This is a genomic window from Levilactobacillus acidifarinae DSM 19394 = JCM 15949, assembly GCF_001434835.1.
GTDB classification, from domain to species: Bacteria; Bacillota; Bacilli; order Lactobacillales; family Lactobacillaceae; genus Levilactobacillus; species Levilactobacillus acidifarinae.
Window position 1 is genome coordinate 58534 of sequence record NZ_AZDV01000028.1, and the last position, 16624, is coordinate 75157.

Genomic DNA, 16624 nt, shown 5'->3' on the forward strand with positions numbered 1-16624 from the left:
TTTAGCGCTTAGCTTTGGTACGGGTGTTGCGGACTGATCAGGATCTCGTGAATGGCGGTCGCGTGCCCCGTCTTATCGTTGACGTCGATCACACAGCCGGAGAGGATCCCGGGGCCCTGTTCTTGGACCGTATAGCGGGCTGGTCGTTGATTTTCGAACTTGGTAATCACGCTATCGGCCTGCATGCCTAAGATGCTGTCGGCCGGCCCGGTCATCCCCACTTCGGTCAGAAAGGCCGTCTGGTGGTCGAGCACTTGCGCGTCACTGGTCTGCACGTGGGTGTGCGTCCCGACGACTGCTGAAACATCTCCGGTGAACCGCATGGCAAAGGCTCGTTTCTCACTGGTGACCTCGCCGTGAAAATCGACGAAGACAAACGGCGTGTCGAGTTCATTCACCAGATCCGCCATCATGGCGAACGGGTCATCGACCAGCTGGTTCATGAAGACTCGTCCCTGTAGGTTCACCACGGCCAATGTTTGTTGGTTGACCTTGATCTTAGTCCACCCCTGGCCCGGCGTTTTTCCCGGGAAATTAGCGGGCCGCACCAAGCGGTTGGCGTCGTCGATAAAGTCGAACAACTCGGCGTTATCCCAGGTATGGTTCCCCATGGTGACCACGTCGGCCCCGTCCTTTAAGAGTTGCTTATAGATCTTGTAACTGATTCCCCGGCCGACCGGCGTTGAGTTCTCACCGTTAACGATGGTGACTTGCGGTTTTAAATCCCGCTTGAGTTGTGGCAAATACTCGTGAATCATGGCCTGACCAACGTTGCCGACCACGTCACCAACAAACAAAATACGCATCTTTGTACCCCTATCTTGACGGGCCACTCTAGCGGCGACCCCCGTCGTTATAAATATTGTCTATTTTACCATGCTTTTTTCGTCCATGACGTAAAAAAGCTAGGACCAATTGGCCTAGCTTCTCTGACTTATTTTGCATATTCAACTGACCGAACTTCCCGAATCACGGAAACTTTGACGTGACCTGGGTAATCCAGGTCGCCTTCAATTTGTTTCTTGATGTCGCGGGCCAAGACCACAGCATCTGTATCGGAAATCTTCTCCGGCCGCACAATTACCCGAACTTCCCGGCCCGCCTGAATGGCAAAACTATGATCGACGCCGTCAAAATCATTGGCAATCGTTTCCAGCTTGTCTAAGCGGTGAATGTAACTTTCCAGGGAATCCGACCGTGCGCCTGGTCGGGTCGCGGAAATTGTATCCGCGGTGCTAACCAGTTCCGCAATCACGGACTGCGGTGCCGTTTGGTCTGCTTGAGCCGCAATGGCGTTCACAACGGTCGAACTTTCCCGGTACTTCTTCGCCAGTTCCGTTCCGAGCGTAATGTACGAACTGTCATCTTCGTGCTCTGCAGCGCGGCCAATATCATGTAGTAATCCTGCACGTTTTGCTAACGTAACATCCTCACCGAGTTCGGCGGCTAAGACCCCAGTGATCTTAGCCACTTCAATGGAATGGGCTAACGCATTTTGCCCATGAGAAATCCGGAAATTCAACCGTCCGACGAGTTTGATCAACTCAGGGTGCATGGAATGAATTCCCAAATCAAAGGTGGCCTGTTCCCCGAGTTCCCGGACGTGTTCGCCCAGTTCCTTCTTGGCTTTGGCTACCATTTCTTCAATTCGAGCCGGATGGATCCGCCCGTCTTGAATTAACTTCTCCAGCGCGATCTTCGCGACTTCACGTCGTAACGGATCAAACCCGCTCAAAACAACCGCTTCAGGCGTATCGTCGATAATCAAATCGATTCCGGTCAACGTTTCTAGGGTCCGAATATTGCGGCCTTCCCGGCCAATAATTCGTCCCTTCATGTCGTCGTTGGGTAACGTGACCACGGTAATCGTGGTTTCGGTCACCATGTCGGCGGCACTCCGTTGAATTGCGGAAACAATGAGGTCTTTGGCGTTTGCCTGGGCCGTCTTGCGCGCAGTTTCTTCGCTTTCCTTGATCATTTTCGCCCGTTCCCCGGCCAAAGCCGTTTTGGCTTCGGAAATAATCAGGTCCCGTGCGTCTTCCTGGGAGAGAGCAGCGACGGATTCAACCGCCGTCTGCCGTTTTTCAATCAGTGAGTCTGCTTGTTGTTGTTTCTTAGTCAAATTTTGCTCTTCAGCGCTCAACTTTTTGTCCCGCCGGTTCAAAGCGTTTTCACGCTTCTCCAACGAGTTGTCTTTGCGATCCAGCGTTTCTTCCCGCTGAATCAACCGATCCTCTTGCTTCTGAACTTCGGCTCGCCGTTGCTTGAGCTCCTGTTCAACTTCCGCACGATACTGATGACTGTCCTCTTTAGCACTAAGTAGTGCCTCTTTAGTAGCCGTCTCGGCTTGCTTATGAGCCTCTGCTAACACACCCTTGGCCGTGTACTTAGCAGCGTCTAACTTGCGTTCATGGACGGATTTCCGTAGATAATAACCACCCACGACACCAACAACGATAGCGATGATTGCGAGGATTATGCTTGGAACACTCATGATTCCACCTCCGCATCATCAAAAATGACTAATTAAAAATCAGACTTTTTAAGATGTTTGTATGATAACTGACACAAATTCAATTTTAATAGTTGCCATCAAGCCTGTCAACTAAACTCACCAGAAAGCCGCACGAAGTTCACCGCCGGTCCCTTACCAAACGTCCCGAATGGACCGATTAACGGAAAAGCTACGCTACTAACGCCCTTTATTTCGCATCAATTCAAGATTTCTGGCCAATAAAAAAGGCTTGAGCTCACTGGCTCAAACCATTTTTGTCATTATTTATGCTGGTTAGGTTGAATCACCGTCGCGCCAGAATGACTAGACGTTCCCGGCGTGGTATCCACCTTAGGCGTGGACTTCGCCGCAGGATCCTTGGACGTCGTTGCCTTGGACTCGGTCTTAGCACCGTCCTTGGCCTTGGCCGCCGTCTTAGCGTCCTTAGCATCCTTGGTTTCAGCCGTCTCTGCTTCGTCCGAAACGCCATAAGCCGCCCGCACACGTTGATTGACTTCCGCCATCATGTCCGGGTGATCCGCCAAGTATTGCTTGGCATTCTCCCGACCTTGGCCGATCCGGTCTTCACCGTACGAGTACCAAGAACCACTCTTGTCCACGATGTCTTTTTCCACCGCCATGTCGAGAAGTTCCCCCGTTTGGGAAATTCCGTGACCGTACATGATATCCACTTCGGCCTTCTTAAACGGCGGCGCAACCTTGTTCTTCACAACCTTAATTCGGGTTCGGTTCCCAATCACATCGGTACCGTTCTTGATCTGTTCGGCCCGACGAACTTCCAAACGAATCGTCGCGTAGAACTTCAAAGCACGACCACCGGGCGTTACTTCGGGGTTCCCGAACATCACACCGACTTTTTCCCGAATTTGGTTAATGAACAGTGCAATGGTTTTGGTCTTGTTAATGGTCCCCGATAACTTCCGGAGCGCTTGAGACATTAACCGGGCCTGTAACCCCACGTGGGCGTCACCCATTTCGCCTTCAATTTCGGCCCGGGGAACCAAGGCCGCCACAGAATCGACGACCACGATGTCCACGGCACCGGAGGACACCAGGGCGTCCGTAATTTGGAGTCCCTGTTCCCCAGTATCTGGTTGGGATAACAGTAAATTGTCGATATCGACCCCTAAAGCCGTCGCGTAGGCGGGATCCAGGGCGTTTTCGGCATCAATGTAGGCCGCCGTTCCCCCACGCTTTTGCACTTCGGCAACCGCGTGTAAGGCGACCGTGGTCTTCCCGGATGATTCAGGACCGTAGATTTCTACAATCCGTCCCCGCGGGTAACCGCCGACTCCTAAGGCTACGTCTAAAGCCAACGAGCCAGACGGGACGGTCAAGACCTGTGTCTTGGTATCGTCGCCCATCCGCATGATGGACCCCTTACCGAAGTCCTTTTCGATCTTCTTCAGCGCTTTATCTAACGCCGCTTGTCGTTCGTCAGCCATCCAAATCCTCCTTTAGTTGCTCTTAAATATTCAAGTAATACTATACCGATTTTGTTCCCAGAATGCAAGCGAAAAGAGAACAAAAGTTCCCCTTAATTTTCATTGAGGAGGCTGCGCCGTAACCAGTCCAAACCACTCAAAACGGACCGCATCCGTACATCGCTTCTGGTTCCCGCAAAGTGCATCAGCTTCGCCTGGGGGGCCTGTCCCCGTTGAGCTAACCCTAACCAAACGGTCCCGGCGGGGTGCCCTTCTAGGCTATCCGGTCCGGCGGCTCCCGTGAAGCTGAGTGCCAGATCCGTGTCTAAGAGTTGCCGGGAACGTTCGGCCATTTCTTTGGCCGTCGCTTCGCTCACCACGCCCTGCGTCTCAATAATATCTTGGGGAATTCCTAGCAATTCGTGCTTGGCGCGGTTGGCGTAAGTCACGAACCCACCGGGGAACACCGCCGACACCCCGGGAATCGACCCGATAGTACTCTGGAATTCACCTGCCGTTAAGCTTTCGGCCCCCGTAATGGTCAGGTGGCGGGCAATCAATTGATGAACCACCACGTTGGCTAGACTATTATCATCACCGTACCCGTAAAGGTAATCGCCGACCCGTTCCTTGATGGTGGCCGTCAACTGATTCAGCAGCGTCTCTGCCGAGGCCGTTTCCGTGGTCTGCGCCGTCAATCGTAAGGTCACCTCGTTGCGTTTAGCGTACGGGGCAATCGTCGGGTTCGTCTGCTGGTCGATCAGATCACTCAACTGGGTCACCAGTTGACTCTCCCCGATGCCAAAGAAGCGCAACACGCGCGACGTCAGGTACTCTTGCCGCTGATAGGTGTGCTTTAAGGCCGGCAACGCTTCGTGGATAAACATTGGTTCTAGTTCACTGGGTGGTCCGGGGAGTAACATCATGTCTGCGCCGTGCGGGTCCTGATAGAAGGCCCCCACGGCCATCCCCGTAAGGTTCTTAAGGGGCTGACTACCGGCTAAATACAACGCCTGAAGCCGATTATTGGGCGTCAAAGGGCGTCCCGTCGTGGCAAAGTGCGCCTGAATTTTCGTCATCGCTGCCGCGTCTTCGACCAGTTTGACGCCTAGGAGTTGGGCCACCGTCTGCTTCGTCAGGTCGTCTTTCGTGGGACCGAGGCCGCCGCTGATCACCACTAAATCGCTGCGTGATCGCGCCTGTTCCAACACGGCCGTCAACCGGTCGGCGTTATCCCCCACTAACGAATGGTAATACACTTCAATGCCCGCACTCGCGAGCTCTTGGGCGATAAAGGCCGAATTCGTATCGACAACTTGTCCTAATAAAATTTCCGTTCCCACTGCAATAATTTCCGCTTGCATGGTCACCCCTCCTCAGCAATCTTAAGTAACTCCGTCAAGCATACCATTATTTTTTCGTCGGCCGTTAAAAAAACCTTCCCCGTGAGCAACAACTGGGGAAGGTTTGGTTAAATTCAACTTATTCCGCCGACGATTCCGCAAAGACTTGCCGGTTTTGAACAAAATAATCGATACCCGAGTAGATGGTGAAAAACAGGCAAACGTAGAAGAAAATCAGGGCCATTGGCACGTTGATGGCACCAAAGCCGATGTTGTTTAACAACAACAGAATGATGCCGACCATCTGCGTCGTGGTCTTAATCTTGCCGGGCCAAGCGGCGGCTAGGACCCGTCCTCCGGTTTCCACGACAATCAACCGTAACCCCGTCACGGCTAATTCCCGGCAAACAATAATGGCCACGCCCCAAGCGGGCACGGCATTCATGGCCACTAACAAGATAAAGGCCGTCATGACGATCATCTTATCGGCTAACGGATCGGCGAATTTCCCAAAATTCGTCACCAAATGTTGCCGCCGGGCAATCTGTCCGTCCAAAAAGTCGGTAATGGAGGCGACCGCAAAGATCAATGCCCCCCAGACGTGGGTCACGGGGATGCTGGTCCCTAACCAAGTGACCGTCCCCCAATTCAGGGGCAACACTAAAATCAACAAAAAGATGGGAATCAAAATGATACGCATGATGGTTAACCGATTAGGTACGTTCAAAACCTTTTCCTCCTTCGAATCACTCACAAAAAAAGCGCGCCGATCGTGACGGACCGACCCGCTTTTTGATGGTTACTTAAATTCCAACGTGACTTCTTGAACCTGCGTCGTATTGGTACTTGCACTGCTGCTAGTCGTCGTGGTTCCCGTCGTCGTACTGCTACTACTGCTCGACGCCGTACTCGTGGCCGTGGTCGAACCGAAGTTAAACTTCTTGCCGTTAACGGTCACCGTCGTAACGGGGGCGTTACCGAACTTAAAGGTCACACTCGTCGCGGAACTCGGAATCGTTAGGGTGTGCGACGTGCTAGCGGACAAGGTCCCTTGCCAGGTCGTCGACCCACCTACCGTGACGGACATCCAGCTACTGCCAGTTGCCGCTAACTTCACCGTCCGCTTGCTTGGGGCGTTCTTCATTTCCCAAGTTGACCCGGACGTCGTCGCGCTCAACTGTTTAAACGTTGCCGTCGTGGTTTTCTTCTTGGAAGAAGCCTTCTTCTTCGATGAAGAGCTACTCGACGAACTGGAGGAGCTGCTCCCCGAAACACTGACCGAACTACTGTCGACGTTTTGCTTCGCCGTGGAATGACCGCTCTTTGCGGCCGCCACCCAGATGCCGATCAAGACGACCAGCACCACGACCACGATTCCCGTAATCGGGATCAGGCGCCGTAGCTGTAGCGACCGATCGTCCACCTTACGTTGTTGTGATCGAGTTTCCGGGTTGTTTTCGTTAACCTTATCGACGTATTCCTGTGTCTGCGTACTGGGGAGTGCACTATCAAATTGCTTTAACAGTTCGGCCCCATCCAAATCAACCATGTCAGCGTACTGCTTGATGAACGCCCGGACGTAAAAGTCTCCCGGTAACTCATCAAATTGTTGATCTTCAATCGCAATCAGGTAACGCTTTTGAATCTTGGTTGCCTGTTGCAAGTCGTCTAACGTATACCCCTTGGCAATCCGCGCGTCCTTTAACGTCTTTCCCAGTGTAATTTTGTTGTTCTCACTCATGTTGTAAACTCTCCATCTTATTTCAGTTTTCTCTATTGCAGTATAGCATAGGCGCCGCGTCATTTTCAGCGTCAGCGCCTAGAATTCTGGATTTAACGGTTTCTTAAACCTTCTGGCAAGATGGTCGCCACGGTCTGCCGCCCCTGCGTAAAGAAGGCCTGGGCTAGCGGTAAGAGGTCGTCAAATTGTAGGGCCTCCAGAATAGTTAGTTCATCAAATAATGTGGACCCCGCAAACAACGGTCCCGAATATTGGTTGGCGATGGCTTCCACCGAATTCACGGCCCCAATCAACCGGCCAATCGCCTCACGTTTAACCAGGTCAAATTGAGGTTGGGCCGCTTGTAACTGGGGCAAGACATCGGCTAAGATGGCCTGCATCTCACTCACAAAAAGCTCGGGGTGATCCGTGTCCCCGGCGAGCTGACCGAAGTGTGCGCCTCTTTGGACCAAGAAGTCGTAACCAAAGCTGTCATCGATCACGTTGGCATCGTACAACCGCAAATAATTATCGCTGGTATCGTTGAACAACAGGTCAAAGACTAGAGACAACGCCACGTTATAGCGTAACCCCGCCCGGCCCGCGGGAACGGCATCGTACCCCCGGATTCCCAGACTCACCTTGGGCCGCGTCACGGCCAAGTACCGGGTGGTGTGGGCAATCACTTCATCGGGTGCGGTAACCGGACTGGCCACCCGTTGTAAGGGGCTGACCGGGGCGAAAGTTTTCTTAGCCTGGTTGGTCGTAATCCAGTCTAGCGTTTCGGTTGGCTCAAGTTGGCCGACCAGCACCAAACTCATGTTGCTGGGATGGTAGAAGGTTCGGTAGGCCGCGTAGAGGTCATCGGCGGTAATCTGGTCGATGGACGCCACCGTCCCGGCAATGTCGATACTTAACGGTTCCTTGGGATACAGGTTGCCGATCATCCCAAAGTAGCTTTGCCACCCCGGATCGTCATCATACATTTGAATCTCTTGGCCGATGATGCCCTTTTCTTTATTAACCGTTGCCGGGGTAAAGTAAGGGTCCTGCACGAAGTCGAGTAAGATGTCGAGGTTGGCGTGCAGTTGACTGGTCGTGGCAAACAGGTAGCTAGTCTGCGTGAAGCTGGTAAAGGCGTTGGAACTGGCCCCGTACTGACCGAACAGGTCAAAGGCGTCGTGATCCTTCTTTTCAAAAAGTTTGTGTTCCAAAAAGTGCGCAATCCCGTCGGGGAACCGTACGGCCGACTGTTGACCACGGGGCACAAAGTGATTGTCGATGGACCCGTAGTCGGTGGTCATGATGGCAAACGTCTTGTGAAATCCCGCTTTAGGCACCAACACCACCCGTAGCCCGTTGGCCAACGTCGTGCGGTAGACCGTTTCGCCTAACCGGTCGTAAGCTTGTTGTGTCAACATTAGTCCTCACCTCCGTGTAAGCAATACGTGGCTTGTAACGTGACTCGTTGGGCCACGCGCTGAACGTCGGCCACCGTCACAGCGTCTAACGCGGCCTGCCAATCCGCCAGGGACGTAGTGACGTGGGTCAGCTGAGCGTTTAACCGCCCATCTAACAACCGTTGGGGACTATCTAACACCGTCAAACGGGCGTTACGCAGACTCGCCTTGATTTCGGCTAACAAGTCCGCGGATAGTTCCCCCCGTTGGAGGGTCGCCAATTGTTCGGCAATGATGGTGAGCACCCGTTGTTGATTCTGCGCTTGAATCCCCGTCTGAACGCTAATCGTCCCCGTATACGGACTATAGCTACTGCTAGCGTAATAGGCCAGACTAGCCTTTTCCCGCACGTTGGTGAAGAGCAGCGACAGCGGCGTGCCCCCGAAGACCGCATTAAAGACCACCGTGGCCATGAAGTCCGCGTCGTTACGGTAGACGGGCACCCGGTAAGCCAGGTTCAACTTCGCCTGCGTGACTGGCGCCACGTCATCGCCCACCTGAACGGTCGGTCGGGCTTCCCACTGGTAGTATGGCAGCGTTTCGTGAACTTCTCGCGCCACTAAGGGCCAGGTTGTAAGCGCCGCTTGGGCCCGTTCTGCCGTCACGTCCCCGATCACGGCGACGTGCACGGCATCGTGAGCCAACATGTCGTGATACGTGGTTAGAATGTCGGCGGCGGTCAATTCGCCCAGCGTGGTGATGTCCCCCAAAGCACTCATGGCCTGGGTCGGCTGACCGGCAAAGAGTAACTCTTGGAGCCGACGGTTGGCTAAGTATTGTTTGTCATCGTCCAACGATTTAATCGCCGTCAACAGGTTCTGACGCTGCTGGGTGAAGGTCGTCGGGTCAAAGTGCCCGTTAGGTAACAGTGGGTCGAACAGGACGGCTTGGAGTAACGCCATCCCCCGCTCAAATAGCGGTTGCGTATCCGCGTAACTCGTCAGATACTGTTCGTCCACGACCGAGCAGGTCAAACGCACGATGTGTTGCGTGCCGGCCTTCAGGACCGTGATGCCAAAGTTAGCCCCGTACATGGCGGATAGTTGTCGCGCCAGGGCCGTTTGGGTCGGATACGCGGCGGTACTGGTCTCTAAGACCTGGGCCAATAACGCCCGCGCCGTAATCGCCGTTGCGCGTAAGGGGGTCACGAAATCGACCTTAATGCCAACGGTTTTAAATTGTTTGGTGGGTAACAAATCTAAGGTTACCCCGTCTTTAATGCGTAAATGCACGCGCAATTGCCTCCTTCGCAAAAAACCTAACGAAGTTTAATGATAAGGGAAGCGCCCTGGAAATACAAGCAATCCCCCTACGCAAAAACCGGGGAGACACGCGGTCTCACCCGGTTAATGATTTATTTTTCAGTATTTTTTAGCAACGGCGTATCAACGTTGCTGCCAAACCACTTTTCATTGATTTTTTCGAGCGTCCCGTTGGCGGCTAACCGTTTCATACCCGCGTTAATTTTTCGCCGCATGGTCACGTCACCCTTCCGCAGGCCCACCGCGAACTGTTCCTTGGGGAAATTACCCCGGATGACCCGGTAGTCTTCGGGATGCGCCTGGTGCTTAACGTAGTAGTTCGCGTAGGTGCTATCGATCAGTAACCCCTGAATCCGCCCCGAATTCAGGTCGATAAAGGCGTTGGTGAAGGAATCGTACTGAATCGCACTGTGGTTCTTGATGCGGTTCTTCAAGACCTTCGGGTAGGTATCGATATCGTTATACCCGGACGACCCACTCTGCGCGCCCAAGACCTTGCCCGTCATCCCGGCAAACGAGGTGATGTGGTCCTTCTTTAGCGTAACTAAGACTTGGTCGTTATTCAGGTAAACGTCGGAGAACGCCACCTTCTTGGCCCGTTCCGGCGTGATGGAAAACCCGTTCCAAATCAAATCAATCGTACCGTTGTGCAACTCGGTCGCGTTCATCGACCAGTCGATGGACTGAAAGTCGACCTTAATGTGGTACAACTTGAACACGGCCCGTGCCAGGTCGATATCATAACCGACCAGCTTGCCACTCTTTTGCCGAAAACCCATGGGGACGAACGTATCGTCGAGGCCCACGACCACGTGACCGCGTTTTTGCATCTTGGCCCAGGTATCTTGAGTGTTCGCCCGTTGGGTCACGTTACTGCACCCCGCTAAGCTCAATCCCAGACCAACCAGGAGGCCAAGGCCCAAAAGCCAGCGGGCTACCCGTTTCATCTTCATATGACGTCCTCCTTAGTTTTGCTTGGGTTCTACCCGCAGCATCTGATCGGCGATGTTTTCCGCGAACGGAATATCGTGGGTGACCACGATCTGGGTCATGCCCTCCTGTTTTAAGTTCAAGATAATCTGTTCGACTTCGTGCCGAAGATCCGGATCAAGTGCCGACGTCGGTTCGTCGTAACACAGGAGTTTGGGATGCATGGCCAACGCCCGCACAATGGCGACCCGTTGTTTCTGACCTCCGGATAATTCGTAGGGATACAAGTCCGCCTTGCCATCTAAGTTTAAGCGTTGGAGCAAGTTACGGGCTTCGGTGGTCACGGTCTGAGCGTTCTTTTTCAGCACCATGGTGGGTGCTAAAGTCACGTTTTGTAAGACCGTCAAATTAGGGAAGAGTTGAAAGTCCTGGAAAACCACTCCGATCACGGAATCGTTATCCCGGTTAGTGGCGGGATCAAAAGGCTTGCCGTCCAGGAGAAACTGACCTCCGTCTACCGAAGCCAACCCGCTGATACACCGGAGTAACGTCGTTTTTCCGGCGCCGGACGGACCCACAATGGTTAAGATCTGACCGTCCTGAACGGTCAAGTTCACGTTATCCAGGATGACCTTGCCATCAAATTTCTTGGAAATATTTTTTAGTTCAAGCATATGCTGACCATCCTTTCTCTAACGCCAATAGCTGTAGTGCTTTTCCAACCGGCGTAACACTAACGTGCAGACCGCCGTTAATAACAGGTAGATGACGGCCACTAAGACCATCGGCAGGAGCGTGACGTCACGCGCCATGGCCACGTTACCGGCCCGTAACAGATCGCCAAGTCCGATCACGTAGACCAACGAGGAATCCTTGACCAGGTTGATGACTTCGTTACCAATCGACGGTAAGACGATCTTGACCACTTGGGGAATCACGATCTTGCGTAACGTTTGCCAGTTAGTCAACCGCAAGACCCGGGCACTTTCGTACTGGCCCGCGGGGATGGCCTGTAGCCCTCCCCGGAAGATTTCGGCGAAGTAGGCCGTGTAGTTCAGGATAAAGGCGAACAACGCCGCCTCGTAGCGGGGAAAAACTACCCCAATAATCGGTAACCCGTAAAAAACAAAAATTAATTGCAGTAACAATGGGGTTCCCCGCATCAACCACACGTAAATGTTGATGATCCAGGTTAAAGGCTTAAACCTGGTCATCATGCCTAGCCCCACCAAGATCCCTAAGGGAATGGAAATAATAATGGTCCAAAAGAAAATCGATAACGTCATTCCGGTTCCGGAAATCAGTGAGGGTAAAATTTCGCTAACGTAGTGCATGCCTATTCCTCCTTCTCAACTAAAAAACGCCCACTTGGAACTTAATCCAAGAGGACGTTTGACCGCGGTGCCACCTCAATTTTCGACGGGCTCACGCCACGCCGACTCAGGGAGTTGCTCGCACCGCCAGAGCCCCCGAAATTAAAAAACGCCCTCCTAGACCCAATAGATCTAGAGGACGATCACATCGTGGTTCCACCCCTGTTCGTTGGTCTATCACTAAACCAACCTCAGTGAGTTGCAAGCAACTCCAGCGATAACGGGCTAACCCGAATCATCCTACTCAATCTTCAGACGACCAACTCACAGATGTGCTTCACGTCATCAGCGACACCCGTTTCCATCATCGGGGCTTTCTGTCGTCACACTGATTCGCTACTCTTCTGCTCAACGTTTTGATTCATTGCCAATATACTACGATTTTTTGACAGGACCGTCAACCCCAATTGCCAAGATTGTAGCGAAGATTGCCACTATCCACCCGGTTTTAACCAAGTAAAAGGCCGGTCCCATCCCGGTCCCGGCCTCTTCATAACTTTTTTAACCGCGATGGAACCAGTTGCTGACTCGGTGCCAAAAACCGGGATCCTCTTGGTCTTCTAACTTCATCAACGGCACGGTCTCGCCTTCTAAGCGACGAGCCACGTTCCGGTACCCCTGTGACGCGGGATTATCCGTATCCATGACGATGGGCTCACCCTGATTCGACGTGGTAATGACCGCATCGTCGTCGAAGATGATGCCCAACAGTTCGATGCCCAGGTGGTGGGTAATCTCGTCGATATCCATCATGGTCCCATCCTGCATCATGTTCCGCCGAATCCGGTTAATCAGTAACCGGGGCGCTTCAACTAACGGGTGTTGTTCCAACAACCCCACGACCCGGTCGGCATCGCGCACCGCCGAGATTTCTGGCGTGGTGACCACGATGGCGGCATCCGCCCCGGCAACGGCATTCATGAAGCCCTGTTCAATTCCTGCTGGACAGTCGATCAACACGTAATCGTATTCGGGCTTGAGCTCGTCCACAATGGCCTTGACCTGTTCCGGTTTCAACGCCGTTTTATCGGTATTCTGGGCGGCCGGCAACAAGTAGAGCTTGTCGTCAAACCGCTTGTCCTTGACCAACGCTTGGGGTAATTTCGCCCGTCCCGTCGCCACATCCACGATATCGTAGATGATCCGGTTGTCCAACCCTAAGACCACATCAAGGTTCCGCAGGCCGATGTCTAAGTCCATCAAGCAGACCCGTTTACCCATCAAGGCCAACGCGGTCCCAATGTTGGCACTGGTCGTGGTTTTGCCGACGCCCCCCTTACCAGAGGTGATCACAATTGCTTTTCCCATTCTAAATTCCTCCGATCTGGTTATAGAGCTTGGGGTTAATCTTCTTCAACTGATCGAGGTTGCCGTACGACAACACGTGTAAATCGTTGACGTAAGCGACCGTCTGTTGTGAAGCGGTCAGCTCGCCTTGTTCCACAATATCAAACTGTTCGGCGATACGCACCTGTTGCGCGGTTTGCAAATTCCCCATCACCAGTTTTGACTCGTCATCGGGATAGCCGGCCTGTAAGATGCCCGTCACGTTACCCATCGAGAAGATATTCCCCGTGGTACAGAGTTTACCACCCTCATGGATGGTGCCCAAAAACAGGACGTCGCCTTGCATGTGAACGTCCTGTCCGTTACGAATTACTTTGCTCAATAAATGAACGTTTTCCCGTTCTTTCAGTTGAAGGGCGTCTGCAATCGTCATGACGTTGGCCGTAATTTTATGAATTTTAAACCGGGGGTACTGTCCCACCAGTTGCTCGATTCGGTGTTTCTCATCGGCCGTTAAGATCCGGTCTTCCGTCAAGACATCTAACGAAACCTGTTCCGTCGGCGCCTGAGCATCCGCCTTTAAATTCTCCAACAATGTTTTCAAATCGACCATGACTTGGTCCAGACTTGCGGACTGTTTAATCACCAAGTCATAACCGTCTTGCGTTCCCCGTAATACGGCAGCTTGCATAGCGTTCGTTCCCTTCAACCTATTTTAACCAATTGTACACCCACCGGATGGGGAAATATAACACAACAAATAGCGCCAAGTTTAAGGCTAACGTTGGTCCGAGGGTCGTCACCAAGAAAGTGCTCCCCGCCATACTGGTTAAATGCACCATGCGACTCGCCAGATACCCCAGCGTCTCGACCACGGTAATGTCGATGAAGTAAATCAGTAGACCACTCAAAAAGTTGGGACTGATATACGCCACCAACAACCGGGTCAGATAGACCACTAACGGAAAGATGAACACGTAGACGCCAAAAATTCCCGTGTAGTACAGGTCAAAAATGGCCCCGGCCGCGGCAGCCCACCGCGCGATTGGAATGTCGTATTGGTCTTCAAATAAGACGGCTGCGATTAACCACAGGACGACTAAATGACTCACCATCGTAGCCGAGGGCCGAAAGAGGTGCGCACTAAAAATCTGACTGATGGACCCGTCTAGAAACAACATGAGTAACAACCCGATGGGAAACCCGAACCGTAATTTAGATAATCGGTACACGCGTCGTCCCCCCTATTGTTTCGTCACGGCAACCGTCACGATGTTTAAGTCGCTCAAATCGGTTGCGGGCGTGATGTACAGTTTTGTCGACAACCCGTAGTCGTCACCACTGGCTTTCGCCACTTGACCCACGTACAGGCCCTTAGGCGTCACGCCACCTAACCCACTGGTCACGACCTTATCACCCTTACTGATCTTGGCCTTAGTCGTGATATTGTTCATGGTAATCTGACCGGAGTCCGCGTTAAACCCGCTCAACACCCCGTTGACCGTCTTACCAGACTTGGTGGTAATTTGAACGGCAAACCGGTTCGCCGAATCGTTGTTATCCGTGATCAATTCAACCTTGGAATTGGTCTTGTTGACCTCGGCGATTCGGCCCACGAGTCCCGAACCGGACATAACGGGCATGTTCTTGACCACGCCGGCCGAGGAGCCCTTGTTAATGACCACTTGGTTTTGCCAAGACGATGGGGTCCGCGTAATCACGGCCGCCGAGATCGCCGAATAGTCGGTCAGAGAATCGTTGAGCTTAACCTGTTGCTTTAACTGCTTATTCTCTTTAGCGAGGGTTTGGTCCCGGACCTTAGTTTGAGCCAGTTCACTGACCTGTTTTTTCAACTGCTGGTTTTCTTGATAGGTGTTGAGGAGTTCTGAAATCGAACTCACGGAGCCACTTAGGCCGTTAGCCGGTAAGGCCACGATCCGGTCAGTCAGGCCAACAATGTCGTTACCGAACTGCTGAATCAGCGGTGGTGTCGAGCGCTTGTTCCGAACCGCGACGGACACCGTCATCAAAGCAAAGCTAACAATCAAGCAAACAATGATGATCACCAATCGCCGATTGAAAGAAAATTTCTGCATGTTTGACCTCCATCTTGTTTATCCGGTTGCCCAACGGTGACGGACAAACCGGTAACAATAAAGAAGCGGGAAGCTGCCTTCCCGCTAGTCCCTATTTTTTCTTCATGACATCGATACTCTTTAAGGACTCACCGGTACCGGCTGCCACGCAATCCAGCGGATCGTTTGCAATGGAGACGGGAACCTTGGTTGCATCAGCAATCACTTCAGATAAGTTTTTAAGCAGCGCACCGCCACCCGTTAACACAATCCCGTGATCGATGACGTCGGCCGCAATTTCAGGAGACGTTTCTTCCAACGTTTCCTTGATGGCCGTAATCACACTTTGGACGGGTTCTTGAATAGCCTTTGCCACGTCGACGGCAGAGACTTCAACGGCCTTAGGTAACCCAGTCACTAAGTCGCGGCCCCGAATCGTGGCACCCTTAATTTTTTCGGCGTCGGTCACGGAAGCGGACCCAATGTCCATCTTCAACTTTTCAGCCGTCCGTTCCCCGATCAACAGGTTGAAGTTAGTCCGTACGTACGTTGCAATCGCGTCATCCAGCTTATCCCCGGCGACCCGAATGGAACGGCTAGACACGATCCCACCTAAGGAAATCGTGGCGACATCGGTGGTCCCACCACCCATGTCGACCACCATGCTCCCGGTTGGGTCCATGACGGGTAGTCCGGCCCCAATGGCTGCAGCAAATGGTTCTTCAATCACGTAAGCGTCACGTGCACCGGCGACCCGCGTTGCGTCAATCACGGCCCGCTTTTCAACTTCCGTTACGCCGCTTGGCACACAAACCATGACGTAAGGCTTACCGCCAGAACGACCCACCGTCTTTTCGATGAAGTACTTCATCATGGCGACCGTGGTATCGTAATCCGCAATAACCCCATCTTTCATGGGCCGAATTGCAACGATACTAGCTGGCGTCCGACCAATCATTGCCCGTGCGTCTTCACCAACGGACACAATTTCGCCAGACTTTGTGTTCTTGGCGACAACGGAAGGTTCGCGTAGAACGATTCCCTTACCGTCAACGTAGACAATCGTATTGGCGGTACCCAAATCGATTCCAATATTTTTCGTTCCTAATCCGAACACTGTGTTTCATCCCTTCATTGTCAACAAAATATATTAATGGATTTTTGTCTTATTCATTGATAGACGTATTATAACATACCTATCTACGTGAAAACACGTCGTCACCGTTAAGAATACC

At 52.7% G+C, this 16624-nt stretch carries 16 protein-coding genes and 1 other annotated feature; all 16 genes read right to left on the minus strand.

The window, feature by feature from the left end; genetic code table 11:
• Window positions 1–8: 8 nt before the first annotated feature.
• The 16 genes from FD25_RS11895 to FD25_RS11970 all read right to left on the minus strand — a co-directional run bounded on the left by FD25_RS11895 (window position 9) and on the right by FD25_RS11970 (window position 16506).
• On the minus strand, window positions 9–806 hold the full coding sequence (locus FD25_RS11895) for a TIGR00282 family metallophosphoesterase (RefSeq protein WP_057804503.1): 798 nt from the start codon (window positions 804–806) through the stop codon (window positions 9–11).
• A gap of 128 nt (window positions 807–934) precedes the next feature.
• Window positions 935–2494, minus strand: a complete 1560-nt coding sequence (gene rny, locus FD25_RS11900; RefSeq protein WP_057804504.1) for a ribonuclease Y — start codon at window positions 2492–2494, stop codon at window positions 935–937.
• 281 nt (window positions 2495–2775) lie between these two features.
• Window positions 2776–3960, minus strand: a complete 1185-nt coding sequence (gene recA, locus FD25_RS11905; RefSeq protein ID WP_057804505.1) for a recombinase RecA — start codon at window positions 3958–3960, stop codon at window positions 2776–2778.
• A 92-nt stretch (window positions 3961–4052) separates the two neighbouring features.
• Window positions 4053–5303, minus strand: coding sequence for a competence/damage-inducible protein A (locus FD25_RS11910; protein ID WP_057804506.1), 1251 nt, complete (start codon window positions 5301–5303; stop codon window positions 4053–4055).
• 118 nt (window positions 5304–5421) lie between these two features.
• The gene (pgsA, locus tag FD25_RS11915) at window positions 5422–6009 is read right to left on the minus strand and encodes a CDP-diacylglycerol--glycerol-3-phosphate 3-phosphatidyltransferase (RefSeq protein WP_057804507.1); all 588 of its coding nucleotides are present in this window, start codon (window positions 6007–6009) and stop codon (window positions 5422–5424) included.
• A 72-nt stretch (window positions 6010–6081) separates the two neighbouring features.
• The gene (locus FD25_RS11920) at window positions 6082–7023 is read right to left on the minus strand and encodes a helix-turn-helix domain-containing protein (protein ID WP_057804508.1); all 942 of its coding nucleotides are present in this window, start codon (window positions 7021–7023) and stop codon (window positions 6082–6084) included.
• Between the two features lie 92 nt (window positions 7024–7115).
• The gene (gene yfmH / locus FD25_RS11925) at window positions 7116–8423 is read right to left on the minus strand and encodes an EF-P 5-aminopentanol modification-associated protein YfmH (protein ID WP_083484166.1); all 1308 of its coding nucleotides are present in this window, start codon (window positions 8421–8423) and stop codon (window positions 7116–7118) included.
• Window positions 8423–9694 (minus strand): EF-P 5-aminopentanol modification-associated protein YfmF, encoded by a 1272-nt coding sequence (yfmF, locus tag FD25_RS11930; RefSeq protein ID WP_057804509.1) that lies wholly within the window; start codon window positions 9692–9694, stop codon window positions 8423–8425. The genes yfmH and yfmF overlap by 1 nt, the downstream gene beginning before the upstream one ends.
• 122 nt (window positions 9695–9816) lie before the next feature.
• Window positions 9817–10671, minus strand: a complete 855-nt coding sequence (locus FD25_RS11935) for an amino acid ABC transporter substrate-binding protein (RefSeq protein WP_057804835.1) — start codon at window positions 10669–10671, stop codon at window positions 9817–9819.
• Window positions 10672–10689: 18 nt separating this feature from the next.
• Window positions 10690–11328 carry an amino acid ABC transporter ATP-binding protein gene (locus tag FD25_RS11940; protein WP_057804510.1) on the minus strand — a complete coding sequence of 213 codons (639 nt, stop codon included), beginning with the start codon at window positions 11326–11328 and terminating at the stop codon, window positions 10690–10692.
• 18 nt (window positions 11329–11346) lie between these two features.
• Window positions 11347–11988: an amino acid ABC transporter permease gene (locus tag FD25_RS11945; protein WP_057804511.1), complete on the minus strand. Its 642-nt coding sequence runs from the start codon at window positions 11986–11988 to the stop codon at window positions 11347–11349.
• Between the two features lie 171 nt (window positions 11989–12159).
• Window positions 12160–12388, minus strand: a binding site (T-box leader).
• 140 nt (window positions 12389–12528) lie between these two features.
• Window positions 12529–13335 (minus strand): septum site-determining protein MinD, encoded by an 807-nt coding sequence (minD, locus tag FD25_RS11950; protein ID WP_057804512.1) that lies wholly within the window; start codon window positions 13333–13335, stop codon window positions 12529–12531.
• Between the two features lies 1 nt (window position 13336).
• Window positions 13337–14005, minus strand: a complete 669-nt coding sequence (locus tag FD25_RS11955; protein ID WP_057804513.1) for a septum site-determining protein MinC — start codon at window positions 14003–14005, stop codon at window positions 13337–13339.
• Between the two features lie 19 nt (window positions 14006–14024).
• Window positions 14025–14546: a rod shape-determining protein MreD gene (mreD, locus tag FD25_RS11960; RefSeq protein ID WP_057804514.1), complete on the minus strand. Its 522-nt coding sequence runs from the start codon at window positions 14544–14546 to the stop codon at window positions 14025–14027.
• Between the two features lie 12 nt (window positions 14547–14558).
• Window positions 14559–15410 carry a rod shape-determining protein MreC gene (gene mreC / locus FD25_RS11965; protein ID WP_057804515.1) on the minus strand — a complete coding sequence of 284 codons (852 nt, stop codon included), beginning with the start codon at window positions 15408–15410 and terminating at the stop codon, window positions 14559–14561.
• Window positions 15411–15501: 91 nt separating this feature from the next.
• On the minus strand, window positions 15502–16506 hold the full coding sequence (locus FD25_RS11970) for a rod shape-determining protein (protein WP_057804516.1): 1005 nt from the start codon (window positions 16504–16506) through the stop codon (window positions 15502–15504).
• Between the last annotated feature and the right edge of the window lie 118 nt (window positions 16507–16624).

Excerpts from the sequence above, each read along its gene's own strand:
- FD25_RS11945 (WP_057804511.1), bottom strand. The coding sequence starts at position 11,988 with ATGCACTACGTTAGCGAAATTTTACCCTCACTGATTTCCGGAACCGGA.
- FD25_RS11910 (WP_057804506.1), bottom strand. The coding sequence starts at position 5,303 with ATGCAAGCGGAAATTATTGCAGTGGGAACGGAAATTTTATTAGGACAA.
- FD25_RS11935 (WP_057804835.1), bottom strand. The coding sequence starts at position 10,671 with ATGAAACGGGTAGCCCGCTGGCTTTTGGGCCTTGGCCTCCTGGTTGGT.
- rny (WP_057804504.1), bottom strand. The coding sequence starts at position 2,494 with ATGAGTGTTCCAAGCATAATCCTCGCAATCATCGCTATCGTTGTTGGT.
- FD25_RS11940 (WP_057804510.1), bottom strand. The coding sequence starts at position 11,328 with ATGCTTGAACTAAAAAATATTTCCAAGAAATTTGATGGCAAGGTCATC.
- FD25_RS11920 (WP_057804508.1), bottom strand. The coding sequence starts at position 7,023 with ATGAGTGAGAACAACAAAATTACACTGGGAAAGACGTTAAAGGACGCG.
- FD25_RS11955 (WP_057804513.1), bottom strand. The coding sequence starts at position 14,005 with ATGCAAGCTGCCGTATTACGGGGAACGCAAGACGGTTATGACTTGGTG.
- mreC (WP_057804515.1), bottom strand. The coding sequence starts at position 15,410 with ATGCAGAAATTTTCTTTCAATCGGCGATTGGTGATCATCATTGTTTGC.
- FD25_RS11895 (WP_057804503.1), bottom strand. The coding sequence starts at position 806 with ATGCGTATTTTGTTTGTTGGTGACGTGGTCGGCAACGTTGGTCAGGCC.
- recA (WP_057804505.1), bottom strand. The coding sequence starts at position 3,960 with ATGGCTGACGAACGACAAGCGGCGTTAGATAAAGCGCTGAAGAAGATC.
- minD (WP_057804512.1), bottom strand. The coding sequence starts at position 13,335 with ATGGGAAAAGCAATTGTGATCACCTCTGGTAAGGGGGGCGTCGGCAAA.
- yfmH (WP_083484166.1), bottom strand. The coding sequence starts at position 8,423 with ATGTTGACACAACAAGCTTACGACCGGTTAGGCGAAACGGTCTACCGC.